This is a genomic window from Polaromonas sp. DSP2-3-2b2 (assembly GCF_049895905.1).
GTDB lineage: Bacteria > Pseudomonadota > Gammaproteobacteria > Burkholderiales > Burkholderiaceae_C > Polaromonas.
In genome coordinates, this window is sequence record NZ_JAFCTH010000027.1 from 1 (window position 1) to 24,102 (window position 24,102).

Consider the following 24,102-nt stretch of genomic DNA (forward strand, 5'->3'; position numbering starts at 1 on the left):
GGGGTGGCCGTTTCCTGCGTCCACTCGGTCAGGGTTTGCGACAACAAAGACAGCGATGGCACCAGAAACAACACCCGTTTACCGGCCCCGGCCATTTGCTCGGCCAGGCGCAAAGAGGTAAATGTTTTACCTGTGCCGCAGGCCATGATCAGTTTGCCCCGGTCAGCATGCTCTAGACCGGACACCACATTGGCAATGGCCGCCATCTGGTACGGACGTGGCGTTTTTTGTTCCTTGAGTTCAACCGTTTTTTGGGTGAACCATTTCGCCCAATCAATCTTGCTTTCTTCCAGGTCCGCCAGGGTTATTTTCTGGCACGGGGTATGTTGCCCGTGCATTGCCGTGTCCACGTGGGGACTGATTTTGTCGGTCGAGAGAATCAGCAAGCGGTGGGTGAAGGGCATCTTGCCCGATGCCGTGAAAAACGAATCCACCTGTTTTTTGTAAATGGTGCTGTCCGAGTCGTAAAACTTGGCCTGGATGGCGTGGTATTCGGCGGTTCCATTGGTTTTGGCAACCAAGTCGATGCCCGTATCGGCGCCAGGGTCGAGGTGGCCTGCCTTGATCCAGTTTTCCCGCCAAGCCTCCCACAGCCACACCTCACAGTACAAGTCCTGGTAGCGTGGCTCATGCTGAAAATAGAGCTTGGCCAGGTTCTCAAAATAATTGCCTTTTTCGCGTTCCGTATGAGCGGTTTTACGAAAGATGTCCAAGATGTCCGTCAATCCACTCATTACTCGCCCTGACTGTTGCTTTGTGATTTATCAAAGCAGTCTAGCAGTCAGGCGGGACGAGAAAGTCCGCCGGTTCGGGCTGCGAACCGCTACTTCAAACACGCCCCAGAGCGGTTTTTGGCACGCGGGACAGCAACCAGCCACCGGTAGATTCCGAGAAGGCTGGTAGCCGTGAAAATGACCTGCGTGGTGATGAGGCCGGGCGCATTGGTTTGGATGCCAAACGCGGTCCAAAAGCCGTTGGATATGAGAAACAGCACAAACCCCCAGCCAGAGTGTTTGGTGTTGAGCGCCAAGAGCAACGCACCGGTTACGCCGGTCGCGCAGCCTGCCCACTGGAGGGCGTCGAGGGTCGTGATGATCATGATTTTTTAGCGGTCTTGGCTGCTGGCTTGACGGTCGTTGGGGCCGTTTCGGTGGCTTTTGGCTCTGCTGGCTGACGCTCGGCAATAACGCGCATCAGGTCGGCAATTTGAGCTTGCATGGCTTCGAGCTTCCCGGCCAGTTTTGCCTTTTCTTCGCGTGCGCTGCTGGCGTCCTTGCGGGCGGTATCCCGGTCGGCTTCGGCCTGGGTCACGCGCTCGGCATTGCGCAGGGCTTCGCCTGCGGCTGTTTTGCGCTGCTCCTGGTGCGACTGCTGGACAGCTTCGGCTTTGATCTTCACCGCCACCAGTTCAGTGCGTACCTGGTCAAACTCGGCGGCTGCAGCAGCTGCTGCCTTCTTGTGATTGGCAACCTCGGCGCGTAATTCTTCGACCTCCTTTTGGTAGCGAGTGCGTTCGGCTTCGATGGCAGTGATTCGTTCGCGCACTTGGGCCAGTTCAACGGCTTGCGCTTGGTTGATGGCCTGAACATCGGTCAGTTTGGTTTGCAGCTTTTCGGCGTCGGCTTGCACTTCATCAAATTTGCCCTCAAGGTCGTCCACCGTTTCCGCTGCGTCGGCCAACTCGCGCTCGGCCTGCGCCTGCTGCTCGCCTGCGCTGCGCAGCACCTCATGGACCCGGCGCTCTGCGGCCTTCACGGCTTTGTCATTCAACTCCACGGCCAGCGATGCAAGGCGCTCGGTAAGCGCCTTGCTGACAGCGCCGACAGTTTCAGCCACTTCAACGGGCAAATCAGCCACCGGCTCGGCTTGGGTCTTGACCTGGCTGCTCTGGTGTTCGTCCCACACCTGCTTGAGTCGCGTCGGGTTGCCGCCGCCGACCTTCTGGCGCAGGGCAAAACCCGTGATGTTGCGGCCAGCCACTTGCAGGTTTTGACCGGCTTCGATGATGGATTCATGGGTGAATTCGGCTGGACGCATGGTGTTTTCTCCTTGTTAAGCCTTAATTATATCATAACAAATAAACTAACAAACTAATAAACTAATAAACTAATAAACTAATTATCAAACAAACAAATTAATTAGGTAATTTGTGATGGTTCAGCCATCGAATCGGACGCTGCGCCAGAAAAGCCGCAGGAAGGCCGATAGCCGCGTTTTTTAGGCCCACTCACCCAATCCCCTTAATTCACGGGAAAAATCGCAGGAAGGGCCAGTTTGGCTCGTTCTTGCTGCATTGCCAGTCTCTATGCCTATCCAACAAACCCGCGAAGCGGTGTCTTGGCTGTTTATGCCGCTTGCGGCATGTAGCGAAGCGGTACGGATCGCGGGATACCCGCGCATCCCTCTGGTGCTGGTTTCGTCAGAGCCTTTGAACAATCCCGGTGGTCGTTCGTCCTGGTTGCTCGAACGTGGGCGCAGCCTCTACACAAAAGCCGACTCACCGAATGCGTTGAAAACCGGGCTTTGGCGGCGTTAGCCGCCATCCTGTACGCACCTTTTTCGCTGGGTGAGTTTTATGGCGTAGTGGTGGTTTTAGCAGTCCGGACACGAAGTGCCGGATTTGGGGGATTTGTTCGACCCCCTTTGGGGGTCACTTAATGGCCTTGGCAAGGGTGGGTGCCCTTCTAGGGCGACCTTGCGCAGCATGGTCGGGATTGGTTTCTGAGTCGGCTTTCTTCGTCTTCTTGGCCAGTTGTCCACAAAAACCAGTTCTTCAACTATAGGAAAACCATATAGGAAAACCTATAGGAATACCACCTATAGGTTTAGGGGGGGGGTGAATATGCGTAAAAAATGGGGTCAAGGGGGGGGTGAATATGCGTAAAAGGGGGGGGTGAATATGCGTAAAAGGGGGGGGTGAATATGCGTGAACAACTTGCACTTATCACAGCTTTGTGAACAGGGGGTCGCTTCAGGAATCAGAGAGTCGGCCGGGATTCCAACGAAATCCGGCGTTTTTGGGGTCTGGGGTGCAGTGGAACGGAAAACTCAGTTAGCGTACTCTGCGATCCGTTTCCTGAAGCGCATCCAACAACAAAAAGCCACTCATGGAGTGGCTTTAGGGGGGGTGATTATGCGTATGCAAAAGTTTTGCAAACTACCCTTTGAACGGGATTGGAGGTGCCGATGCCAACAACATTAGTGCACCAGTTACTTTTTTAACTTTGGCCTGTGGGTAGACCGCCAAAACCTTCTTGAGCTGGAGCAAGAAAGCTTCTTTGAAGTCTTTGTCGGCATTTTTACCTTTGTATTCCTGCCCAAACTGATCGCGCAGACTTGCCCAATGCAAAATCAGCGGGCGACCACTAATACGGTGGAGCCGTTGGGCAAGCATGGTGTAAATGTCCATCGCCAACGCCGAGCCCTTCAAAGACATGAAAGCCCGCAGATCAATGGGCACGGCATGGCCTTTTAGAGTTTCGTAATACTCTTGCGAATAGGTCACAGACCCTGGCCACAATGGACGCTGAGATCCTTTTCCAGTGATCCATGCATCAAAGTGTTTGATTGGTTTTCCTTCATAGGTATGAGCCATACCGTTGGAATTAAACCCCAGCGTCAAACGGCACGCTGAAAGCGCTTGCACCTGTTTTTTGAACGCTGTAAAGGTTCCTGTTTTTCCACCTGTCACGTCTTTTCCAAGCAACTTTAGGAAGTCGCTGGCACTGTCACCAATCGGGATTTCAGGAGTGTTGAACCGCACTGCATAGGTGTTCATCCAAGCAAGAACCAGGCGCGGCATGGTCCCATAGGGGATGGACTGCTGCACAAATTGCATACCGTCCCAGAGCTTGCCCGCTTCAACCAATAAAGCCACCCCTCCCGATTGCCGTTCAAATGAGTTGCCATCTACTTTTGAGCGAGGCAAGCCCACTTGGCACATGATTGAGTGGATGTACGCGCGGTCCTCGTCGTCGGGCCGCTCTCCGGCAATCTCTGCAGCGGTTTTGACTAGGCGTTCTTCGCGCTTTGTAAGTGGATTCGTATTGGGCTTGGATGGGATGACAAAGGGCAGCGGATCGGCAACCTTGGCTGGTCGTGCGTCGGTCATTCCTGCTTCGGCAGGCTGGAAAAACGGCAAAGTGTTTTGTTCTTTGCCTTTGCCCTTTTCTTTGACGAAAGCTAGGTTTTCAGCGTGGGTGCGGTTTTTGGTATTCTCGTCAGTAGCCATTTTTAACTCTTGTTTAGTTGGATTTGGTCAGGCTTTGCCGGGTGGTATCAACACCTGGCAGAGCCGCTATTGGTCGCGTTTGACGCTTCTTGCCTCAGCACGTTGCTTTAGTTTCGCAGCCCGGACACTGGCCCATTCTTCGGATGTGATGGCTTTGTTGCTTTCATCTTCTAGGCGTTCTTCGCGCTTTGCTGGGTGCCACTAACACCTGGCAGGGCCGCTAATACTAAGTCTCTTTTTTTCCCGTGGGCCACTGCTGGCGGGCGTGAAACACGTTCACGACTTCCACCAGCGCCGGTGTCTCCCGATAGAGCACGATGTAATTGCTCCTGGCCACCAGCTCCCGCATGCCCTTCACGCGAAGCGAAGGTTTGTAGAGCTTCGGGTGATTTGGTAACTTTGCCGCCTTTTCCTCGATTTCGTCCTTCAGCTCTTGTGCCGCTTCAAGGTTGTCTTCGGCGATGTACTCGACAATTTCAATCAGGTCATCAATCGCCTGCTGACGCCACTCAAGCTTTGGCTTCATGCTTCTTGCGCTTCGTGTCGATCACCGCTTGAACACTGGACATGGCCCGCTCGTGGGAAACATTGGGCCGTGTGTCGGCCAGCGACTCAGCCGCCTTCTGTTGCATCCGTTTGGTCTGCGCTGACGCCTCAAAGGCGCTGCGCATGCGCTCGGCGGAATCGGGCCGCACCCGCGTTGTCTTGAGCGCTGCTGCGTCAAAGTTGGCCGCGTTGACGTGGTACTCAGCAATACCAATATCTTTCAAATAACCGACGAGCGTTTCAAACTTGCGAAACGTCCGCACGGCTCCGCGCCTGGCAGCAAGCGCACGCTCAGTCATGCCGTACTTGACAACAACCCCCCAGCCGCCGGGGTGGCCGATAACATCAGCTCCGCGAACGGCTCCGGCCTCCACGAGTCGCTCCAGGGTTACATGGTCGATGGTGTTAGCTGTAGTGGACATTGATTCACCTTTTGGTGTAGAAATAACAACTACAATTATAGCCAAATAACGATAATTTGGTAGCCTGCATTCGTTATATTTGTCTTTTTACTTTGCATAACGCTATTCGTCAGGTTGCGTTCAGCTTAAAGATCAGGCCCTGGCCACCGGTACATCACCCCATCGGGTCGTGTACTGCGGCGTCAAGAGGTTCTGCCTCATGGACCAGGTCCGCTCCTTCCCCTGCAGCCCGGCGCTGGCCAGCAGCACGGTGCCACGGCCATAGCGGTCGTTCAACTTGTCCACCGTGCTCATGAGTTGCCCGTGCGCTGTCGGCTCTGGCTCCAGGTCGAGCTCCTGCTGCTCAACGCTGCCGTCTTGCAGATCCAGCAACATCACGCCAGCCTTCATGTAGGCAAAACCTGGCCGGTAAATCGCCTGCAGGCCGCGCACGGCCGCTTGCACCAGCAACGGCGTATCCGCTGTCGGGCGGCGCAGCGGCATGACGGTGCTGCGGCTGTACTGCGGCCCTGGGCGGAACGCGCTGGTGTGAATAAACACCATGAGCTGCACAGCCAAGCCGCCCTGCAGGCGCAGCTTGGCCGCGGCCCCGCTGGCAAACTCCGTCACTGCCTGAATCAACTCATGCAGCCCAGTCACCGGCTGGCCAAAGCTGCGGGTGTAGGCGATTTCCTTTTTCGGCGGCGGCTCGCTTTCCATGACGATGCATGCCTGGCCTTGGAGTTCACGCACGGTGCGCTCCAGCACCACGCTCCAGCGCCGCCTCACGGTCGCAGGATCGAGCCTGGCCAGCTCAAGCACCGTGGTGATGCCATCATCGTTGAGCTGCTTGGCAATGCGCCGACCAACACCCCATACCTCCCCTACGCCGGTTGCTTGGAGCACCGCATCCAAATCGGCGGCAGGCAACGCATCCAGGTTGCATACCCGTGCCAGCTCGACCGGGTAGCTGCCGGGCTTGCGGTCTGCTGCCTTGGCCACGTGATTAGCCAGCTTTGCCAGCGTTTTTGTGCTGCCGATGCCAATCCCGGTGGGGATGCCAATCCACTGCAGGATGCGCTCGCGCATGACCTCGGCGCGTGCGCCAAGATCACCGCGCACGCCAGTCAGGTCAATGAAACTCTCGTCAATGCTGTAAATCTCCTGACCCGGACCCAGTCCAGCGGCAATACTCATCATGCGGTTGCTCATGTCGCCATACAGCGTGAAGTTGGCCGATAGCGCCACGAGTCCGGCCTCCTCGGCTAAATGTCGGCATTCAAACCACGGCTGGCCCATGCGAACGCCCAGCGCCTTGGCTTCGTTGGACCGGGCGATGGCGCAGCCATCGTTGTTGGACAGGACCACCACAGGCCACCTCTTGAGCGCTGGCCTGAAGGCGCGCTCGCAGCTGACGTAAAAATTGTTTCCGTCAACCAGCGCAAACATAACCGAATCACCTAAAGCGCTTGATGGCGGCAGTCACTACGCCGCAGATTGTCAAGGTCTGGCCGTCCCTGAACAAGATGGGCGCAAACGTCGGGTTCCCCGATCGCAGTTGCACCAGGCCATTGCGTTTGTAGAACTGCTTGACGGTGAAGTCGCCATCCACCTCGGCAATCACAATGCACTTATGCACGGGCGTTAGGGCGCGATTGACCACCAGGATGTCTCCGTTGGCGATGCCCAGATCGATCATCGACAGACCCCGCGCCTCCCACATGAACGTGGCCGCTGGATGGGTGATCAACAACTCATTCAAGTCATGCCGCTTGACGACAAAGTCAGCCGCAGGCGACGGAAACCCTGCAGGCACAGTCCCTTCAACCCAAGCCAGGCGTAGGCGTGCGCCTGGATGAAAGGCAATGGCTCCCGAGGGAATTGAACTGTACATTTAACCAGTATAAGTCTAGGGGGTTTAAAGTCCGAAACATGTGCAGCCACTTCGAGGCCCTCTGGCAGCTTGAGCGCTACCTGCAATCGTTTGAGGTGGCAGCCGCCACCTGCGCCGGGCGAGCTCCATACGTGATGAAATTCAGGGGTAAGCCACCCCAAAAGGTTTACCGCTCAGTTGCGTTGATGCTATGCACGATCACAGCTCTGAATCGCCGAATTTGTACGTTGTGACCTGGCCAGTTTTGGCTTCTTCAACTGACAGCATGATGTCTTGAATGAATCGCGACGGAAGTTCTGGATTTTCCTTGTACGCGCGCCAGGCGCGGTAGCCCGCCATCAGGACCCGCGCATCGGCAAGGGCATGGTGTGGGGGCCAGTCTTGGGTATAGATGTGACTCTGTGCCTGCTCAAATACCGGATGGGTGATGGTGGAATTGTCCAAGTGCAGTGGTTCGCCAAAATTATCCGGCAGCATGCTCTGTGGACGGCCAAGAATGGCTTTGACCAGCAGCAGCCAATCGCCTTCGAAGTCATAAATGATGATGGCCGGTTCCGGTAGCGCCTCAAACCAGTCCCGCAGCCTGCACGTCAATTCTGAACGGCTGCAGGCCGCTCCTGGGACGCGGCCCAGCAAGGGCAGCACGGTTTCGCGCACAAATGCATTGCAAGCATCCCGGTGATAGTCGGTGCGCTCGGCGTAGAACTCCCGGCCATCTTCACCCACCAGACCAATGCTGATGAGGTCGGGGCGGACAAAATCGGTGAATTCAGTATCGAGGAAAACTAGCATGTTGCTGCCTGGACGATTTTGCTCAAAGCATTAGTTTCACTGGAATTTTGTGGTTTGACTTTTTACAGTGAAACTAGCGGAGTTTCATCCCGCCAAAAAGCTGTGTCCGGGTGCTACACCCCTACTCAATTCAAATCTCAAGGGAGGCAAAAGATTCCGAGTCGCTCTTTCTCTGCTTTGTGTGATGCTCGCAAAGGTTCAGTAAGTAGCCGCCGCTGTCATCGGGCATAGCTGGCTCCGTGCCGCAGATGATGCAAATTTTGGTCGTCCGGCTTTGGGCAGCGTTGATCAGGGCATTGCACCGCTCCCTGGAGCCCGAGATATCCCAGTGCAGCCGCCCTGTGCCAAATTTCTCTTTGACTTGGACCCAATGGAATTTGTAGTGCAAACCACGCGGATCGTCACTCGTGATTGCATCTACGTCTTCGCAAAGCTTCGTGAAAAGCGGAACCCATCCCCGCGCAATATCGATTCCGATATTTTTTTTGAACTGGTACGGAAAGCGTTGACTGAGTTCGTTCAACATGGTGGTGGCTCCTGGCTTTGATTAGTGGACTTCGCAACCATGCAGCACTCGAATCAGGTGTAGCCCGCTGGCATCAAGCCGGTATGTTCCTATGGTTCCGAGCTTGGCAGTCGTCGGGAAATACAGCGTGAGGTGAGGAATTTTTCGTTCCTTGCGCGGCGTCGGCGGCTGTTCTAAATTTTTCATAGTTCCTCCATCGTAAGTAAATCTTATTTACTGATTTCTGTATTTCTTTAAAAGTAACTCGCGTACTTCGTCCGCAATCTTGGTGCCGCGCATGGCGCATTGGGCCTTGATCGTTCGGTGCAAGCTCTCGGGTATGTCGATGGTCAGACGCTTCATCGCCTCGGCCTCGCCAGCGGCGCGGCTCTCCACCCATGTATCGACAGGGACGGGCTCTGGTTTGTGGGTCGGCTTGGTCCCGAAAGCGATTTTCTTGGTGCTCATTTGGCGTACTCCATCAACTCGGCTGCAACAGCCTCCATCTCGGCCACGGCTGGCCCGGTAGGGTCAATTTCAAAAATGGGGGTCGCCGCAGAATTCGGAAAAAATCGTACGGTAAGGATTGACTTGTCAGGTTGGAGTCTTGGATGCAGATTAAAAGTCGTCAGAAAAAAGCGAAAACAACCCTATCCTGACGTTATTTACTGCTGTGACCTGACGCCTATCTGAGGTGTACTTCAACCTGACACAACGAACAGAACTCCAAGCAGGACGCGGGTTTTTCAAGCATGGCCATGCCTTACCGTACGATTTTTTCCTTTTTCTGAAGCGACCCCTATATGCAGGCCGCGCTCAGTCAACTGCGTGCGCAGGGCTATCCCGTGAACGACGATGATGTGGCCCGCCTGTCGCCGCTGTTGCACGAGCACATCAACATGCTGGGGCGGTATTCGTTTCTGGTGCCTGACGCCGTTGCCAAGGGCGAACTGCGGGCCTTGCGCGATCCGGCTGACGGTCTTGCCTGAGGTCAGCCCAGGGGAACAAATCTCATTTGGCCATTCATCTTGCCCTCTTAACTGCTTTTACTGCTCCACTGCACCTCAGACCCCATTTTCGGAGGTGAGCCATGATGTCTTGGCGAAGCGGCCATGCGTATGCACAGCACTTGCGCGATCGGGTGCTGGCGGCCACGGCCCCCTTCCCCTTACCGATAAAAACAGCAAAAAAGTAATGTTGTATTGATAAACGATTGGAATTAGACTCCAAGGCAAGTCTTGGGCGTTAGCCTGTTGACAGCGGTCGATGTACAGGACCAAACGCCCGCAGAAGTGCGTGTCCATGTCACAGTCTTACCCACAACATCTGAATTCCCAAGCATGGTGCATTGAAGGGATGCACTGGCATCAGTACCTACGGTGGTGGCATAGGCAGAACAATTCGAGGAGCTTGCGACTTTAATTCCAATACGCATCAAAACTGCTGCCGAGGAGCCCGTAAGAAGTGCGGCTTCCGCTGCTGTAAGTCCCTGCGTCACCTTGTCTTCAAGGTTGACTTTCGGTGCCGTTATTTCGCTAAAGGCACTCGCAATATGTGCTTTGGATAAGTAGTCTTGATAGGCAGGAAAGGCCACCGCTGCCAAGATACCGATGATGGCCACCACAATCATCAACTCGATGAGGGTAAAGCCTGTCTGCGTACGTTTGAGCATCTCTGAACCCCTTTTTATATCGGCAATTGGACGAGCATCTAGTCGATTTGCAGCACAAAACACAATCCGTCTTCGTGGCAGTTGCCGAAACTTCACATGTCGTTCGATCGGGATAGGGGGTGGGTCATTGTGGCTCACTCCCCTCCCACACCACCCGGCATGCGGGTCCGCACCGAGCGGTTGGAATGGTTGAGGTCATGCAGAAGGTTGCTGCACGCCTGGTTTCACTGATTCGGGTTCGGCGAGTTCGGTTCACTCGCTGCCACGCCCTTGCAGGCTTCACCTGCTCCGGCATTGTGGCGAGCTTCACTTGCGTGAACATCTGAGGCACTCCGATCTCGATAACCCAAGAGCTAAGCCTTCCACTCCTTCAGCCCTTCACTTTCGGTCTACAGCCTCAGCGGCCTTGCCTACGACTACTACGGCCTCTCCTGACTTCACGCTCCAGGCTGCCTGTCGCCCTTTCAGGCATGAGGCGAGATCTCCCCAGATAAGAGCGCACTCCTTCATCACACAACCGCCAGATTTACGCCGCCTGAGCTTTGACCACGAGAGCTTTGCAGTCATTGGCCTGCTCGCCCTGCTCGGCATCGCCTTCTATCTGGTTCTTGTCCATCGGCTCATGATTTACGCTCCACGCTTCCTTCCCGCACTCGGTCGCCCTCATGCAGTTGCGCTTCATTTCGCTCGCTGTGGTCAGCTTGCGGCGGGACTTGCACCCGCAGGAGTGCGCCCTTGCTGGGCGCACCAAGAAAAAACCGCCATGAAGGCGGTTTTTCACTCCGAAGCTGCGTATTAAGCTGTGCAAGTCTTTGGTGCGATCCTTGTTTTAGCCGCAGCAGCAAGGTCAGTTGCACAGGTCCAAACACCTGTGGTTGCGCGGGTCCATGTCATTTTCTTGGTAGCCACTTCGGTACCGCCCTTCATGGTGCACGCAATGCTGGCGCTGCCATCGACGGCACTGATGTAGGTGTAAGCGCTGCAACGCTCGGAGGTGGCAGCTTGAATGCCAATTTTTAGCAAATCAGCGGCGAGGACAGTCGAAGCCTGTAGGACAGGTGTGTTAGTTTGGATTTCTTCGATGTTGATTTTTGCACCTGTGATTTCAGACAATGCTCCAGCCAATTGCGCCTTAGCTGTGTAATCCTGATAAGCCGGCAGCGCCACCGCAGCCAAAATACCAATAATTGCCACAACGATCATCAATTCGATCAGGGTAAAACCATTTTGCACGTTACGTGCGATAGAACGACGGTTCATTTAAAACTCCTTTAGTTGGTTAGGTATTTGATATCTCTACAGATACGAGTTTCTAGATGCAACATTTGTGCCACATCGTTATTCGATACTATGATCAACTACATCAGTTAAAAATCAATTTTGGCACGTACATGAATGTGCCAATCGTAGGTTAGGCACAAATATTACTGTGCCTAACCTAATTTAAAGAGAGGAATGAGGATGGATGCCATCAGTCTTGACGCCACGATTGCCATTACCGCGCTAAGCCGGCGCACCTGGTGGCGGCGGATTTCCCAAGGTACCATCAACCGTGTTTCGGACGATGAGCGAGGACGGGCCATGCTCTCTTGGGCTGAGGTCGTGTCACACATCTGCCTCCCCATGGAGCCCGATGACCTTGGCTTCATTTTGCGTGCCGACGCAGGCCAGGCAGATGCACAGAACGACATCGGACAACTTTTTTCCATTGCAGGAAAGCACGAGTCAGCGCTTTATTGGCTCCAGCACGCAGTGCGGCAAGACCATCCCGACGCAATGCAGTGGCTGGGCGGTTGTTACCTGCGCGGCGCCGGAGTCCCAAAGGATGAAAACCTGGGCCTGATGTGGATCGCAAAGGCAGCATCACACAACCATGTAATTGCCCAAGCGCAAATAGATGCTTTGCGGCCTAAGGGCGTTAAGCGATTGCCAACGTAGAGTGGTGCGTGCCTATGAACTTTGCACCAATTTTTTGGACAAAAAGCGCCGCCCCTTGGGCTAGGTTAACTGGTTTGAGGGTGTATTGATAGATGCACCCAAGATTGACGGGCTAATGCCCAGCTTGAAGTCAGCTCGAAGTTAGCACTTTAACAGTAGCCCGTTGATGGTGACAACATCTAGAGACTTTTTGCGATTGCGTCATGCGCTGGTTGATTCAGGAACAGCAGCCTCCGTCGCTTTTTTGGTTAGTTTTTACCACTGATAAAAAGCGTTATCAACGGTTAGAATGAAACCCATGGCCACCGACCTCCAGCCGCTCAGCGCGGCCTCCCCCCGCGCCTTGAGCGCCCCGGAATTCGCCCGCCTGGCCGACGTGCCGCCCGAAGCCGCATGGTTCGCCAACCTGACCAGCATGCAAACCCGGCGCGCCTACCAAAGCGACCTGGCCGGGTTCATGGCGTTCACGGGCATCGTTCAACCCGAGGAGTTCCGCCTAGTGACGCGCGCCCACGTCCTGGCCTGGCGCGCCGAGCTGGAAAAACAGGGACTGGCCGGCGCGAGCATCCGGCGCAAGCTCGCCGCGCTGGCTTCTTTATATGACTACCTGTGCGAATGCAACGCCGTGCTGCACAGCCCGGTCCGGGGTGTCAGGCGCCCGGCCGTCGACACGCTCGAAGGCAAGACGCCGGCGCTGGGCGACGCGCAAGCGCGCGCACTGTTGAATGCGCCGCCTGCCGGCACCCTCAAGGGCCAGCGTGACCGCGCCATCCTGGCCGTGCTGCTCTTTCACGCGCTGCGCCGAGAGGAACTCACAAAACTACTGGTGAAGGACTTCGCTCAGGAGCGCCGGGGCGTTCCCCACCTGCGCGTGCAGGGCAAGGGCGGCAAGCTGCGCTTCATTCCGACCCACGCCAGCGCGCTGCGCCTGGTGGCCGAGTACCTCGCTGCCGCCGGCCATGGCCAGGAAGCCGAAGGCCCGCTGTTCCGGCGCATCCGCACGCCCAAGGCCGGGCAGCCGGCCGCCGCGCTCACGCCCGGCAGCGTCTATGCCGACGTGGTGGTCTTTTACATGAAGCAGGTGGGGATTACCGGGGAAAACATGGGCCCGCACGCGCTGCGGGCCACGGCCGCGACCTCCGCCTTGGAGCACCACGCCGACATTGCGAAAGTCCAGGAGTGGCTCGGCCATGCGAGCATCAGCACGACGCGCGTGTATGACCGGCGCGGCTCCAAACCCGAGGACTCGCCCACATTCAGGGTAGCTTACGGCTGATCAGCACGATCTCGTGGCAGGTGGCTTGGCAGACAATGCGCTTTAACGGGGTAACTGCGGAACCCTCAATCTACCGTCGGCACTTCGCGCCAGTTGAGTAGCCGCACCGAGAGGCTCGACGGCGCAGCGATAGGAACGTTACTCAGGATGCCTTGAACGTCACCCGATACCAATCGGACGGTCTTGTCGACTTTGATGAACCTCAAGTCAGTGATGGCATTGACTGAGCTCACAAAGGTTATGTCGGCCGGTGTCAGTATCGACTTGCCTGTGCCGAAGTCAATCGCGTAAGTGCGGCTCTGGCCCGACGGACTGCAGGCATCGCCAGAGGTCAGCAGGCTCGAGAAGGCGACGATGCCGTTGTACGAGATTGGATTTAAGATCACGCGCCAGCCGACGCTGGAGCTTGAGCCAAGCTCCGTGTACCAGCCCATCGACGTGTTCGTCAGCGCCACGCCTTGGATGAGGTTAGTCACTGCTGTCAGATTCGAGCGTGTGATCGGAGTGGTCACGGCGCTAAAGCCCGACGCATTGCCGTCCAGGATCGCATAGAAAGTCTGGGGCGCAGCCGAGGTGATGTCAGATGACGCGAGTAGCTGCCCGGTGCCGAGCATCACAAAGCGCTTCTTGCTAAGCGGCTGAATTTCGACCAGCGGTTGCGTCGTGACAGGTTGCGCCGCGCCGCTGCTGTCTGTCAGCGTGGCGAGCTTGACGGGGACGGGGTAAAAGCCCGTGCTGCCTTTGGCAGCGGTGATGTCAAACCGCCAGAGCTGACCGTCTAGATCGCCCGCATAGATGGCGTCGGCGGTGCCATCTGAGAAATCAGAGACGTAGGCCGTGGTCTGCGTCAGCCCATGGGAGCTGGTTACGGTACTGATTTTTTCGAGCAGCGCGCCGGTCTTGGGATTGACAAGGTAAAGATAGCCAATGTTGTCACTGTTGTTGTAACCCGAAGTCAGCACAACTACCCAACCATACTTCTTGGTTTTGATGACGGTGGGCGCACCGTAGCTGTACCCCATGGTGGAGTCCGTGAACTCCCACTTTACTTTGCCGGCCACGGTGGCCTCACTGGTCATACTGCCCGGATCTGTCACGTCGATGGCATAAAAGCTCTTGCCTCCCTTGCCGAGTCCGCCGATCAGCAGCGAGCGCCAGTTGGAGTTGGCGCTGAAGCTACCTCCAGCATTGTCAAAGTCGATGTCGAATGCCAGCGGCGTAGCGTCGACGTAGTAATGGTGGGTGTAGTTCGGGTCGCCAAGCGCAGCCAAGCCGTCGACTTGTGGTGTGCCGATGGGTCCTTGGAAAAGAGCGCTAGGCACATAGGCAAACTGCTCGGTGCCGGCACCGGTGCCGGTCAGCGCGCCGTTGAAGGCGTGCAGCATGCCATCGTTGGCGCCAAAGTAGATCATCGTCGGACGGCTAGACCAAGTGGTCTTAAAAGCAGCGTAGCCGGGGTTTACAGCGTCAGAGTAACCCATGGCCGGCGGTCCGACAGGGGTTACCTTCGAATCGACAATGTCGCCCAGCAAGAGTGCGCGGCTGCGGTAGGCCTTGGTGCTTCCGCTAACGGTTGATGTGGTTTCGTTGGTTCGGTCGCCACGCAGGTAGTTTAGGTAGTTGGTGGTGTTGCTGGTGCCGTAGCTCGTGGCGAGCGCTGACAATTGCCCCGAGGTGGTCAGCTCGGTCTGGCGAAACGGGATTCCAGCACCGGTGGTCGTGCTGCCATTCCAGGTGACGACCCGGCGATTGGTGTCCCAGCCGGTGCCGGCCAGTTGGGTCTCCAGCGTCGTGGCGCTGCTCCACGCTGGTGTCGAAGAAGGTGTTCCGTTCGCCGCAAAACTGAGGGTGCTGGCCGACAGCGTGCCCGTCCAATTGCTGGAGTCGTATTGCGATGCGTAGGAAGCAGCACCTGCTGAAGAGATCTGCGCGGCCGACAGCGAAAACGAGGTGGTGTAGGCCTTGATACTGCGGGCGATACTTGCAAAGGCATTTGTCAGACCCTGCACCATCTTATCAGCCTGGTTGGCAACAAAGAAGTTGTCGGGGCGGGCACCCAGGCCGGGCAGTGTGTCACTGGTTGTAGCCCACTTGTTTCGGGTTATCGGCGAGGTGTTGGTCGCGTATGAATAGTCCGTCGGCACATCGAATCCACCGTACTTGGCTGCCAGATAAAACTGGTTGCGCCCGGAAGAACCGGCCTTGTAGCCGCTGCCTTCTAGAACATCGAGCCAGTAGGTCGAGATATTCATGTTGAATCCCGCTCTATCCGGACGGATATTTGTTGTGTGGAACAGATATGCCATGCCAGCGATGTAGGCTGAATTGTTACTGGCGTTGTGTTGGTTCGTCTCTCCGATAGTCGATCCCATGTCACCTTCCAGCACACCGACTTTGTTTGTAGCCGCTACAACATCAATGGGATCGCTCGTGACCAGGCTAGGTATCGTCGAAGGTTCGTTGGTTCGCCATGAGGTATTGCCCGGCACGGTTTTGTCTTGGTTGCTGTTGGTGTCGCCGATACCGAGCACAAAGTTCTTCTGGCATGAATACTGTACTGGGTCGTCCCAGTTCCGAATGACCGGGAACCCGTCTTTCATGGCCGTGCGATTAGCAAGGGTGCTGGCGCTGCCATTGAATTTGCTGAGATCAGAATATTCAGGTACATCCGGCAAGCCTCGCAGGTAGCGGGTGGCTGCGTAATACAGCTCGCTCACCGCATCGTAGTATTTGTAGGCCTGTGCAGAGCGGCCGAACTGGTTAAGGTAATTTATTACGCCGCTGCTCGTCAGGACGGACCCCGTCTCGCTTGAGGCCGTTGCGTCGGTTGCATCCGGGTTGGTGACGAACTGGCCAGTGGCAGCGCTCCACTCGGCAAGCGTGTTGGTCGTGGCGCCCGAGCCCGGCACAGGCTGGTTTGGTCCCACGAATTTCATACGTGCGCGCATCACCCCACCATCCCGCAACATCGAGCCACCGGTCGGTGTCGGGTCGTTCAGATAGCCAAAGGCGCTAAATCTGATCTTCTGCGCGTATTTCTGTATCAGGCCCTCAGGTTTGTAGTTGTTTCCATACTGAACGCAGTTAGCTTCGTTGTTAGTAGCCGATTCGCAAACCTTGACGCGAACGTCGACTGAATAAGTAGTGGATCGGTTGGTGTTTTGTGATGCAGTCGTGACATCTCCGTCCCATGCCGTCACCCCGGTGGTCGGGCAGGCATCGCCGGAAAAGCCGCTATCGCGTTTGAATAGCATGCGGGTACCGCAGCGCAGCGCCCGCATGTAAAAGTCTCCGCTAAACGGAGTGACACTTGACGTGCCTGTTGTGAGTGATTTGTGTGGAAAGTTATTTCCCGTACTGCCTTGATTGGAGGGGGCGTAGGCCTTTTCGAGAATCGTGAAGTTGACGTCGTCTACCACGCGGTAGCCACCTGTGAGCGCCCAGCGAAATGGATCAACAGCCTGCATCGTTGCCCAGTTCATGAAGTTGCCACTCCAGGAGCCGCTGCCACTGCAGGAACTCAATGGATAGAAATAGCTGCCGTAGGCGTTGCCGTTTCGGTCCACTGTGGTGTCGTTGTATCTGTACGAGTAGCACTTTAAGGGATCAAAGTAGCCGAGGTATGTCGCGGTTGCCGAGAACGCATCGCGGTCTGCTGCGGTAACGGCCGTTGGGAACTCAACCGAGAGCGCCAGCACGAGATTTCCAGGCACTTCCGAGGGCGAGAAGATCGGCTGATCAGACAGCGTCACAGCGGATGCTGCCAGGTGGGCGCCAAAGAGCAAGGCAAGGCCCATCAAAAGCGCGGCGCGCCATAGATTTTGCAGATAAGAGCAGCAGTTGGTTTTCATGGTGTGCCTGGCCTCGGCTATACGGGCTTGGTGAACGAGGTTTGAATAAACACCTGCGTGTTGCGAGGACCTGTCACGCGCACGTTCAAGCGGTAAACGAGCGAGGGAGGAAGGGGCGGCCGGTTGCCCATTGCCTGACTGCTGCCGCCCAAAATCTCCGAGCCGGAAATCACAAACACGCAGCCGCCGCTTTGAACGGCAAGCGCCGCTGCGGAGCCATCGCACAACTGGTCGACCACGTAGCGGATGGCGACGTCGGGTGTGGCGCCAACCAAGTCGTTGGCCGTCGTGCCCACCGCCGTGAATGCTGCGTCGCTGAGCAGCGCCAGCGGAATGCCCCTGGCGTTGGTTGCCAGCGGCGTTGCACTGTAATTGGCGCTTTGCAGGCTGGTTGCGGTCGCCCCAGTTCCCGACAAGGCGCCGGTCTTGAACACGGTCATCACGCTCGACACGGCCTGTTCACCCTGGTTCATCAGGTCGCGCTTGAACGCAAGATTGCCCGCGCTGAACAGCGAAGTGTTCATGGAACGTATCACGGCGACGGCGCCGCCCAGCAGAATCACCAAGATGATCAGGGTAAACAAGAGTACGACGCCGCGCTGGTGCATCTGGCTGGAAGGCGGGGAAGTTTTCATGGCAGCAGCAACATGTTTCGCAGTGGGATGGTCGTTTCGACGACCCGATAGCGGTAGTGGGGATAGTCGGTCGAGGAAGTCAGATCCACGGTCTGCTTGAGCGAGGTTCCTGCCGCGTTGGTCAGGTCGCTGAACAGGGCGAGCGTGGCGGGCGCGACGGCGCCTTTCTCGTAGTTGCTACTGCGCAGGACCAAGGCCACGCGCGCCGCGACGATTTGCCGAAGCGTGGCGGGCGTGGTCATGAGAGTCGCGATGTCGTAGCCGGTGTCGTCCGGGGCGGCCCAAGCATCCAGAGTGCCATCGCCGTTGGTGTCGAGGCCATAGACCGCATGCAGCTCGGCCACGCCGTCGGCCAGCGCCTGGGGTACGTCGGTGCCGTCGCTTTGCAGCAGGTCGTAGCCGAACAAAGTGCGGTTGGCACCGACGCCGATCAGCTGGAACTGGGCGCTGTTGGCGCCTAGGTTGCCAAGCGCCGTGAGGTAGGCCACGCCGCTGCTGCGCAGCGTCGAAAAAGGGGTGGTTGCACCGGTTGCTGTGTAGTAAGTCGCTCCGTTGAAGGGCAAGATTTGATTGCCGATGCTGTTGGTAAACGAGGGTGACACCTGCTCTATCAAGCAGTCGGCGATACCGCTCTGGCTGATCAATTCGATATCCCCTGCCGCGAGGCCGAGGGTATTGTCGAGGCGCATCCCGTCGCTCGGGACACCCGTTCCGGGTGTGCGGATTGGCCGCGAGACATCGCCAGCGATGCCGCCACCCATCACGACCAGCACGTCAGAGCCGGCGGCCGACTGGTTCTTGGCGATCAGTAGCGGCGCAACGCTCAGACTGCCGCTCTTGGTAGCGCCAGCGCCCCCAAGGAAATCTGCAAAGGGGACGGGAAACGCCGTAGCGGTGCGCGGCAGGATGACGGTGCCGCTGCGAGCGGCGCTCAATCGGCAGCCGAACACGCCGCCAAGATTCCATGACTGCGCAAAGCCTGAGCCGGCGCTGCGTAATGTACGGTCGAGCACATAGGCGGCGTAGGCACTGGTCTGGCCCATGTCGTTGGATGCAGTGGTGGTGCGCTTGTGGGCTTCGCCGATGACAATGACGCTGGTGATTGCGAGCGTGACCGTGAGCCCAATGACCATGGCTACAAGCAATTCGATTAGGGTCAAGCCGCATTGTTGCGTGCGGGCGGTGGTGGACATCGGTTTCATGGCAGGGTCACCCGCGTGGTGAGCTGGCTCGATGCGTCAGCGCTGGCGCGTGAAGGGGCCTTCCATGTGAGCCGAATGTCGGCGCTGTTGGTCGTGCCTGCGACGGCGATCACGGTCACGGCGCCGTTGGGTAATCCGTCTTTCGTGGGGTCGGCCACTCGAGTCTGCCAGACCGACCCTGTGCTGGTGTCGAGGGTGACTGACTTGCTGAGCCACATGGTGCTGGCGATCTCATTGGCAAGCAGTGCGGCCCGATTACGATCGCCAGCATCCGTCGACAGGCTTATTGCGCGTGCCTGCAACCCGATAAGGCCGAGGATTCCAAAAGAAAACAGCAGGAGGGAAACCAACACTTCAAGCAGCGCCATGCCGGTTTCCTGCTGCAGGAATTTGGGAGTCGGTCGTCTGCAATGCTTCATCATGGGCACCCGTCTGGGTTGGTGCCAGAGAGCGTCTTGGCCGGATCGCACATGCGCACTTGGCCACCCAGCGCGACCAGAACCCGTAGCGGCCGGTCGGCGCCGGTCAGCGTGATGTTGTAGCTCTGCACCGGAGGCGTGGTCGTCGGCAAGGTACAAGTGGCACCTGTTACGCCAGAACTGGCGTTGGCCACGAGACGGCCAACCGAATTGAAGCAAATAGCCGCCGGACCGGCGATCTGGACGCCCGAGCCCACGGCCGACAGCACCCCGGCTTCGATGAAGGTGCCTGTCTCCCCGGCCGTCATCGAGGGGACTGTGTTGATCGACCAATTGCTGCCGTTGGCAACTGCTGTCAGGCTGGTTTGCGGCGCAGAGCTGTTGGTGAGCGAAAAAACCACTTGCCGGCTGCGGCGCAGTGCCTCCGCTTGCGACTGCCGCAGACCGTCTTGGAGGGCATTGCTGACAGTGCGGACCTTGGTGTTGCTAACCCAGGCGCTCATCGATGGCATGGCCAGTGCCATCAGAAGGGCCATCAGGGTGATCGTCACCAACATTTCAATCAGGGTGAAGCCAGCCGTTCGGGCGGCACGGCCGTTCAGGGACATATTTGCCCTCTTTTCATCACCCAAGTTGTGGCGCAGCCGGTCCATCCAGAGCCACCGGTGATCGTTGTGGACTGGACACCGGTTTGGTCAACCGTGTACGTAAACCCGTCAGTGGAGCCGCTGCCAACCGCTTGCAGCGTATACGTCGTAGCGGTCGGTGTGGCAGTACAAGACAGCTGAAAGCTGCCGAACTTGAGTTGAGTCGCCGCAACCAGGCACGGCGACGTGAAGGCGCCTGTCGAGTTGTAGGTCCGATTGTCCTGAAAATAGCGTTCCATGTTGGCGCGCAAGACAGCCAGTCCGTTGGTCGCATCGACGAGTTGACCGCGCAGCACGTAGTCGCGATAGCTGGGCAGAGCGATAGCGGAAAGGATGGCCACGATCGCCACCGTGACCATGAGCTCGATCAGCGTAAAACCAAGGTGCTTACGTCTTGACATGCCACCCCATCCTTCTTTTTGCTTTTTATAGAAACTGAATGTTACTAAATTCCAACCAAGTTACCGCCACTCACATGACAAACGGTCGAAGTTTCGGAATGAGTGGTAATTTCGGACTGGGCATTTTGGGGAAATCGACGGCGTACGTCGCAAGAGGGTCAATTGTGTTGGCGCCGATTTGCGGGCTCACGCCGGTGCCGTTGGCATGGATGAATCGGGAAATGTCATCGTGAGCGAAGTGCGTGGCGACATATCGTCGTAGCGCAAGCATTGCCGATATGACCGATGGTGGCGGGTTCTGACAACTGCTGAAACCAAACATGAAATCGGCGCGTCAACTCGGCTCGGTTGCATGCGGCGCCTGGTACACGACCCAGCAATGGCACTACGGTTTTGCGTACGAAGTCATTGCAGGCGTCCCGGTGATAGTCGGTGCGTTCAGCGTAGAACTCACGGCCATCTCCCGCCACCAGTGCAAGGCTGATGAGGTCGGGCTTGGCGAAATCGGTGTCAAGAAAAACTAGCATCGCTCAGCGCCCCTGGCCTTGGCTTGGTACCTTCACGGCCACCTTGCCAACACCATTGACGTAATCAATCTTGACAATTTCCCCCACCTTCGGCAAATCGCTCTCCGGCAAGTTTTCCATGTTGTGCCAAATTAAGTCGCCTTTTCGGTTTTTCGCAAGCGCAAACTGGCGTCCATCGACGGCCATCACCGTTCCTGTCATCTTTCCTGTGCGCGGTGCGGCAACTTTTTGAGCTTCGGCGGCTTCGACCTGGGCAGCGGCTTCTTTGACCTGTGCCATTGCCTCTTGAACGCCCTGGGCGTCATTTGCAGCAGCTTGCTCAGGGTTCAGGGTCTGGGGTTTAGAGTCCACAGACACGGCTTCGCCGGGGTTGTTGGATGGGGAATGCAGGGGGCCGGGTTCCTTGTTGGATTTCTCAAGCTGTGCAGCTGCTACGCGGTCGCGCTCGGCTCGCGTGGCCTTTTCAGATTCGGCTTTTTCTTTTCGCTCAATACGGTGAGCTTCGGTCAGAGCGGCAGCTTTTTTGACTCGCGCCATTGCCTCTTGAACGCCCTTGGCAGCACCTGCGGCGGCTTGCTCGGGGGCCAGAGTCTGGGGTCCAGAGTCCAGAGACACGGCTTCGCCGCGGTTGTTGGATGGGGAATGCAGGGGAACCGAGGGGTGCTTCTCAAGCACCTTGGATTTCTCCAGCTGCTCGGCGGCTGCGTGATCGCGTTCGGCTTGGCGAGCATCTTGCTGGGCTTGGTACTTCTGCTGCTGCAAAATCTCTCTGAGCTTGTCCAGGGATGGGTCTGAAAACCGGCAGGTCAAACCGCTGGCCACGGCCAAGGCCACGGCGTTTTTCTTGAATTCCTCAGAGCCGGTGAGGGTCAACACGTTGCCGAATTTCTGCTGTGCTGTTGCCAAAGCTGCGGCAATACCCTGGTCTGACTTCAAGTCCAAAATTGCAATCGTGCGGCCTTCATCTCTGAAAACGTCTTTTTGGGCAAGTTGGTAAGTGATGTGCTTGCGTGCATCGACCGTGCTCGTGAGTGCTCTGAGCGTGCTTGCCACTGTGCTTGTGCTTACTACTGTGCTTCGCTTGATGACAGGCAGGATGTGCAGGCTGACGATCTGCGGCTGTTCCTTCCATTGCTTGTAGATTGGCAACGGCTTGTATTGCGCCTGGAGCGCTTTACGCTCGTCGCCGTGACGCTCTTTAAGCTCCAGCTTTTCAGCGGCTTGCTGCGTTGCTGTGATGCTCTGTAGCGCGTTCCTATCGCCACCCTTGCCCTTCCAATCGCCCAAAAGAAGCTCGGTCCGTTTGGCTTTCTGTTTGGCTCCAAGCGCTTCTCGCTCGGCTCCATGGCGCTTTTGTAGCTCGATGATATCGTGCGTTTTTGCAGCTTTCTGAGCATCCCGGCTGGAAATATATTCATTCCAGCCGGGTTGCCCTTGGCGCATCGGCTGTGGTGTTAATTGGGTGTTAACGGCGCGTCCGGTATCCCATCGCAATCCGCCAGCTTCTCGTCGATCAGGGCTGACATCAAGTTGCAATATACGCGGGCGACTGGCCCGTTTGTCTTTTTCACTATGTGCCAAAGTGCATGCGGACAAATTGCGCAAACCGTGTCTGGCGTTTTTTCCATGCGCAATAGCGTGCGGCTTTTTGGCGTTAGCTTCGGTGAAGTTTCGGCTGGTGTTGTGGTATTCATTGGGTTTAATTTCCTGTCGTGGTTGATAAGGGCCAAATCGTTTTTGTAAATGTCCAAAACTGGCTTTTCGGTCTACGTTGCTGGCCTTGACGCCAATATCACCGACATAAACTTTCGCGCCCGAACCATCGCGCCGGTATTCAAGCCCGGCTGCTGCCATGTTGGCGTGTAACTCTTTCCAACTGGTGGCCTGGGCAATGATCGGAGCGGCTTTCTCGATAGCAATGCGCTGCACTGATTTCTGGCCGGTTTGGATTTCCATCGCCTGCGCTTGCGTGGTTGGTTGCAGTGGTTTTTCGGCTGCTGTGAAAATCTGCGGCCGCTTGGTCGCCGTGTCAATGATTAGCTCGGCTTTGTCGGTCGTCAGATAGCGGGCATTTTTCTCAACACTCCAGCCCTGCACTTTTTCAATAATGGCAATTGCTTGCTGTCCAGCTTCTTTGTCAAAACCTTTATTGATCTTCACCACTTTGCATGTGTCAGGATGCACGCGGTTTAATGCAATATGCAAGTGCATATTTTCTGTATCGTCGTGCAAGCCAATGATGTACTGGTGGCCGTCAAGTCTGCACTGCTTGATAAAAATTGCGGCAGCTTCGCGGGCTTGCTCTGGTGTTGGGCGCTCATGTGATTTCCAACTCAAAACCCAATGATCTATCGGGTCTTTGGATTTCACGCCTTCCTGCGAGAGTGCAATCATTTCCAGCGTTTGCGACTTCAAATCGTCAGTGAAAAAATTGATCGCTTCGCTGAAAATACATTTTTCAATTTTGTTGGATAGCTCTGGCTGAGAGATGTATTCGACTAGTCCAGACACACGGGCAGATTTCGTGCTGCTTTTTTTTGTGTTTGGTATTTTTTTGCAGATCATGACTTACCAACTTTTCGGATCGCTTCGCTGACCAGAAACAGCGCTGCAGAGGTTTCGGCACTATAGGCACCGGCACTCTCGTTGTGTATGTGCTTTAACAATCCGCCCAGGCGGCGCAATTCTTTAATCATCACCTGGTCAGCGTGGGCAACCACGGGACGGCCAAAGTACCTGGCACGAATCAAGGCACTCATTGACAAAGCGGCCAAGTCCGCATCATCGCGCAGGCGCTCTTTTTCCTCGGGCGTGAGACGCACATTGACGAATGCGTCAAGTCCTTCGTCACCGATCTTTTGAAAAACCATCAGGCGTCTCCAGTGCGCCGGGTGGCCGGCTGTTGTGTTGGGTCAAGGGCGAAGCCTTTGCAGGGCAGAGTGTCAATGTGAGAAGGCGAAGCCGCCGAACAGTGACACGTCCCTTGGCGCACATATGAAAATCGAAGATTTTTATGTGTGTGACAAGGGCCATCCTGTATCTTACATTAGTACCACTGCCTAGGCCTAAATTAGGTATTAATCAGTTTTTCCATGAAACAAGAGCGAAATATTTATGACAAATAAGTAAAAATTAGTTGAAAACTAGGTGTTTTTATGGTTTTTA

The 24,102-nt window shown here is 56.4% G+C and carries 25 protein-coding genes and 1 pseudogene; 4 read left to right on the forward strand and 22 right to left on the reverse strand.

What is annotated here, in order from left to right; all coding sequences use genetic code 11:
* The 12 genes from ACP7AD_RS16610 to ACP7AD_RS16665 form a co-directional block, all read right to left on the reverse strand.
* Positions 1–713: DEAD/DEAH box helicase family protein (locus ACP7AD_RS16610; RefSeq protein ID WP_426166237.1), on the reverse strand; the 713-nt coding region annotated here is incomplete at its 3' end.
* Positions 714–823: 110 nt separating this feature from the next.
* Positions 824–1,099 carry a nicotinamide mononucleotide transporter gene (locus ACP7AD_RS16615; protein ID WP_426166240.1) on the reverse strand — a complete coding sequence of 92 codons (276 nt, stop codon included), beginning with the start codon at positions 1,097–1,099 and terminating at the stop codon, positions 824–826.
* On the reverse strand, positions 1,096–2,037 hold the full coding sequence (locus tag ACP7AD_RS16620; protein ID WP_426166243.1) for a DNA-binding protein: 942 nt from the start codon (positions 2,035–2,037) through the stop codon (positions 1,096–1,098). Before ACP7AD_RS16620 ends, ACP7AD_RS16615 begins: the two co-directional genes overlap by 4 nt.
* Positions 2,038–3,157: 1,120 nt before the next feature.
* A complete protein-coding gene (locus ACP7AD_RS16625) occupies positions 3,158–4,231 on the reverse strand; it encodes a replication protein RepA (RefSeq protein ID WP_426166246.1) in 1,074 nt (357 codons plus the stop codon).
* A gap of 226 nt (positions 4,232–4,457) precedes the next feature.
* Positions 4,458–4,757: a type II toxin-antitoxin system RelE/ParE family toxin gene (locus ACP7AD_RS16630; RefSeq protein WP_426166249.1), complete on the reverse strand. Its 300-nt coding sequence runs from the start codon at positions 4,755–4,757 to the stop codon at positions 4,458–4,460.
* Positions 4,741–5,199 carry a hypothetical protein gene (locus ACP7AD_RS16635; RefSeq protein WP_426166252.1) on the reverse strand — a complete coding sequence of 153 codons (459 nt, stop codon included), beginning with the start codon at positions 5,197–5,199 and terminating at the stop codon, positions 4,741–4,743. Before ACP7AD_RS16635 ends, ACP7AD_RS16630 begins: the two co-directional genes overlap by 17 nt.
* A 132-nt stretch (positions 5,200–5,331) precedes the next feature.
* Positions 5,332–6,627, reverse strand: coding sequence for a Y-family DNA polymerase (locus ACP7AD_RS16640; protein WP_426166255.1), 1,296 nt, complete (start codon positions 6,625–6,627; stop codon positions 5,332–5,334).
* A gap of 7 nt (positions 6,628–6,634) precedes the next feature.
* Positions 6,635–7,072 carry a LexA family protein gene (locus ACP7AD_RS16645; RefSeq protein WP_426166258.1) on the reverse strand — a complete coding sequence of 146 codons (438 nt, stop codon included), beginning with the start codon at positions 7,070–7,072 and terminating at the stop codon, positions 6,635–6,637.
* A gap of 198 nt (positions 7,073–7,270) precedes the next feature.
* Positions 7,271–7,864 carry a hypothetical protein gene (locus ACP7AD_RS16650; RefSeq protein WP_426166261.1) on the reverse strand — a complete coding sequence of 198 codons (594 nt, stop codon included), beginning with the start codon at positions 7,862–7,864 and terminating at the stop codon, positions 7,271–7,273.
* 130 nt (positions 7,865–7,994) lie between these two features.
* Complete coding sequence (locus ACP7AD_RS16655) at positions 7,995–8,390, reverse strand: hypothetical protein (protein ID WP_426166264.1); 396 nt, start codon at positions 8,388–8,390, stop codon at positions 7,995–7,997.
* 21 nt (positions 8,391–8,411) lie between these two features.
* Entirely contained in the window at positions 8,412–8,576 is a 165-nt protein-coding gene (locus ACP7AD_RS16660; protein WP_426166267.1) for a hypothetical protein, read from the reverse strand.
* 27 nt (positions 8,577–8,603) lie between these two features.
* The gene (locus tag ACP7AD_RS16665) at positions 8,604–8,837 is read right to left on the reverse strand and encodes a plasmid partition protein ParG (protein WP_426166270.1); all 234 of its coding nucleotides are present in this window, start codon (positions 8,835–8,837) and stop codon (positions 8,604–8,606) included.
* A 332-nt stretch (positions 8,838–9,169) separates the two neighbouring features.
* Between ACP7AD_RS16665 and ACP7AD_RS16670 the strand changes: the two are divergent.
* Positions 9,170–9,358, forward strand: a pseudogene (locus tag ACP7AD_RS16670) (Tn3 family transposase); the annotation flags it as partial.
* Between the two features lie 230 nt (positions 9,359–9,588).
* On the opposite strand, the gene ACP7AD_RS16675 reads toward ACP7AD_RS16670, so the two are convergent.
* Together ACP7AD_RS16675 and ACP7AD_RS16680 are read right to left on the reverse strand one after the other, a co-directional pair.
* Positions 9,589–10,041 (reverse strand): pilin, encoded by a 453-nt coding sequence (locus tag ACP7AD_RS16675; RefSeq protein WP_426166272.1) that lies wholly within the window; start codon positions 10,039–10,041, stop codon positions 9,589–9,591.
* Between the two features lie 795 nt (positions 10,042–10,836).
* A complete protein-coding gene (locus tag ACP7AD_RS16680) occupies positions 10,837–11,301 on the reverse strand; it encodes a pilin (protein ID WP_426166275.1) in 465 nt (154 codons plus the stop codon).
* Positions 11,302–11,502: 201 nt separating this feature from the next.
* Here ACP7AD_RS16680 and ACP7AD_RS16685 point away from each other — a divergent pair, with 201 nt between their 5' ends.
* Both ACP7AD_RS16685 and ACP7AD_RS16690 read left to right on the forward strand, forming a co-directional pair.
* A complete protein-coding gene (locus tag ACP7AD_RS16685; RefSeq protein ID WP_426166278.1) occupies positions 11,503–11,979 on the forward strand; it encodes a tetratricopeptide repeat protein in 477 nt (158 codons plus the stop codon).
* A 298-nt stretch (positions 11,980–12,277) separates the two neighbouring features.
* Complete coding sequence (locus ACP7AD_RS16690) at positions 12,278–13,255, forward strand: tyrosine-type recombinase/integrase (RefSeq protein ID WP_426166281.1); 978 nt, start codon at positions 12,278–12,280, stop codon at positions 13,253–13,255.
* 65 nt (positions 13,256–13,320) lie between these two features.
* Here ACP7AD_RS16690 and ACP7AD_RS16695 read toward each other — a convergent pair whose 3' ends face one another.
* Genes ACP7AD_RS16695 through ACP7AD_RS16720 form a run of 6 tightly spaced genes read right to left on the reverse strand, consistent with a single transcriptional unit; the run spans position 13,321 to position 20,410 of the window.
* On the reverse strand, positions 13,321–17,106 hold the full coding sequence (locus ACP7AD_RS16695) for a pilus assembly protein (RefSeq protein WP_426166284.1): 3,786 nt from the start codon (positions 17,104–17,106) through the stop codon (positions 13,321–13,323).
* A 17-nt stretch (positions 17,107–17,123) separates the two neighbouring features.
* Positions 17,124–17,741, reverse strand: a complete 618-nt coding sequence (locus tag ACP7AD_RS16700) for a pilus assembly PilX family protein (protein WP_426166287.1) — start codon at positions 17,739–17,741, stop codon at positions 17,124–17,126.
* Entirely contained in the window at positions 17,738–18,943 is a 1,206-nt protein-coding gene (locus ACP7AD_RS16705; RefSeq protein ID WP_426166290.1) for a PilW family protein, read from the reverse strand. Before ACP7AD_RS16705 ends, ACP7AD_RS16700 begins: the two co-directional genes overlap by 4 nt.
* The gene (locus ACP7AD_RS16710) at positions 18,940–19,311 is read right to left on the reverse strand and encodes a type IV pilus modification PilV family protein (protein ID WP_426166293.1); all 372 of its coding nucleotides are present in this window, start codon (positions 19,309–19,311) and stop codon (positions 18,940–18,942) included. Before ACP7AD_RS16710 ends, ACP7AD_RS16705 begins: the two co-directional genes overlap by 4 nt.
* A gap of 50 nt (positions 19,312–19,361) precedes the next feature.
* Positions 19,362–19,970 (reverse strand): pilus assembly FimT family protein, encoded by a 609-nt coding sequence (locus ACP7AD_RS16715; RefSeq protein WP_426166296.1) that lies wholly within the window; start codon positions 19,968–19,970, stop codon positions 19,362–19,364.
* Positions 19,961–20,410, reverse strand: coding sequence for a type IV pilin protein (locus tag ACP7AD_RS16720; RefSeq protein ID WP_426166299.1), 450 nt, complete (start codon positions 20,408–20,410; stop codon positions 19,961–19,963). Before ACP7AD_RS16720 ends, ACP7AD_RS16715 begins: the two co-directional genes overlap by 10 nt.
* 320 nt (positions 20,411–20,730) lie before the next feature.
* Between ACP7AD_RS16720 and ACP7AD_RS16725 the strand changes: the two genes are divergently transcribed.
* The gene (locus ACP7AD_RS16725; protein WP_426166302.1) at positions 20,731–20,934 is read left to right on the forward strand and encodes a hypothetical protein; all 204 of its coding nucleotides are present in this window, start codon (positions 20,731–20,733) and stop codon (positions 20,932–20,934) included.
* Positions 20,935–20,940: 6 nt separating this feature from the next.
* On the opposite strand, the gene traI is transcribed toward ACP7AD_RS16725, so the two are convergent.
* Complete coding sequence (gene traI / locus ACP7AD_RS16730) at positions 20,941–23,502, reverse strand: TraI/MobA(P) family conjugative relaxase (protein ID WP_426166304.1); 2,562 nt, start codon at positions 23,500–23,502, stop codon at positions 20,941–20,943.
* On the reverse strand, positions 23,499–23,807 hold the full coding sequence (locus ACP7AD_RS16735; protein ID WP_426166307.1) for a plasmid mobilization protein: 309 nt from the start codon (positions 23,805–23,807) through the stop codon (positions 23,499–23,501). Before ACP7AD_RS16735 ends, traI begins: the two co-directional genes overlap by 4 nt.
* Positions 23,808–24,102: the final 295 nt, after the last annotated feature.

Coding starts and splice junctions, on each gene's coding strand:
- ACP7AD_RS16710 (WP_426166293.1), bottom strand. CDS start 19,311: ATGGCGCTGCTTGAAGTGTTGGTTTCCCTCCTGCTGTTTTCTTTTGGA.
- ACP7AD_RS16700 (WP_426166287.1), bottom strand. CDS start 17,741: ATGAAAACTTCCCCGCCTTCCAGCCAGATGCACCAGCGCGGCGTCGTA.
- ACP7AD_RS16690 (WP_426166281.1), top strand. CDS start 12,278: ATGGCCACCGACCTCCAGCCGCTCAGCGCGGCCTCCCCCCGCGCCTTG.
- ACP7AD_RS16685 (WP_426166278.1), top strand. CDS start 11,503: ATGGATGCCATCAGTCTTGACGCCACGATTGCCATTACCGCGCTAAGC.
- ACP7AD_RS16675 (WP_426166272.1), bottom strand. CDS start 10,041: ATGCTCAAACGTACGCAGACAGGCTTTACCCTCATCGAGTTGATGATT.
- ACP7AD_RS16735 (WP_426166307.1), bottom strand. CDS start 23,807: ATGGTTTTTCAAAAGATCGGTGACGAAGGACTTGACGCATTCGTCAAT.
- ACP7AD_RS16650 (WP_426166261.1), bottom strand. CDS start 7,864: ATGCTAGTTTTCCTCGATACTGAATTCACCGATTTTGTCCGCCCCGAC.
- ACP7AD_RS16625 (WP_426166246.1), bottom strand. CDS start 4,231: ATGGCTACTGACGAGAATACCAAAAACCGCACCCACGCTGAAAACCTA.
- ACP7AD_RS16720 (WP_426166299.1), bottom strand. CDS start 20,410: ATGTCAAGACGTAAGCACCTTGGTTTTACGCTGATCGAGCTCATGGTC.
- ACP7AD_RS16615 (WP_426166240.1), bottom strand. CDS start 1,099: ATGATCATCACGACCCTCGACGCCCTCCAGTGGGCAGGCTGCGCGACC.
- ACP7AD_RS16680 (WP_426166275.1), bottom strand. CDS start 11,301: ATGAACCGTCGTTCTATCGCACGTAACGTGCAAAATGGTTTTACCCTG.
- ACP7AD_RS16645 (WP_426166258.1), bottom strand. CDS start 7,072: ATGTACAGTTCAATTCCCTCGGGAGCCATTGCCTTTCATCCAGGCGCA.
- ACP7AD_RS16635 (WP_426166252.1), bottom strand. CDS start 5,199: ATGTCCACTACAGCTAACACCATCGACCATGTAACCCTGGAGCGACTC.
- ACP7AD_RS16725 (WP_426166302.1), top strand. CDS start 20,731: ATGAAATCGGCGCGTCAACTCGGCTCGGTTGCATGCGGCGCCTGGTAC.
- traI (WP_426166304.1), bottom strand. CDS start 23,502: ATGATCTGCAAAAAAATACCAAACACAAAAAAAAGCAGCACGAAATCT.
- ACP7AD_RS16660 (WP_426166267.1), bottom strand. CDS start 8,576: ATGAAAAATTTAGAACAGCCGCCGACGCCGCGCAAGGAACGAAAAATT.
- ACP7AD_RS16695 (WP_426166284.1), bottom strand. CDS start 17,106: ATGAAAACCAACTGCTGCTCTTATCTGCAAAATCTATGGCGCGCCGCG.
- ACP7AD_RS16665 (WP_426166270.1), bottom strand. CDS start 8,837: ATGAGCACCAAGAAAATCGCTTTCGGGACCAAGCCGACCCACAAACCA.
- ACP7AD_RS16655 (WP_426166264.1), bottom strand. CDS start 8,390: ATGTTGAACGAACTCAGTCAACGCTTTCCGTACCAGTTCAAAAAAAAT.
- ACP7AD_RS16640 (WP_426166255.1), bottom strand. CDS start 6,627: ATGTTTGCGCTGGTTGACGGAAACAATTTTTACGTCAGCTGCGAGCGC.
- ACP7AD_RS16620 (WP_426166243.1), bottom strand. CDS start 2,037: ATGCGTCCAGCCGAATTCACCCATGAATCCATCATCGAAGCCGGTCAA.
- ACP7AD_RS16715 (WP_426166296.1), bottom strand. CDS start 19,970: ATGTCCCTGAACGGCCGTGCCGCCCGAACGGCTGGCTTCACCCTGATT.
- ACP7AD_RS16630 (WP_426166249.1), bottom strand. CDS start 4,757: ATGAAGCCAAAGCTTGAGTGGCGTCAGCAGGCGATTGATGACCTGATT.
- ACP7AD_RS16705 (WP_426166290.1), bottom strand. CDS start 18,943: ATGAAACCGATGTCCACCACCGCCCGCACGCAACAATGCGGCTTGACC.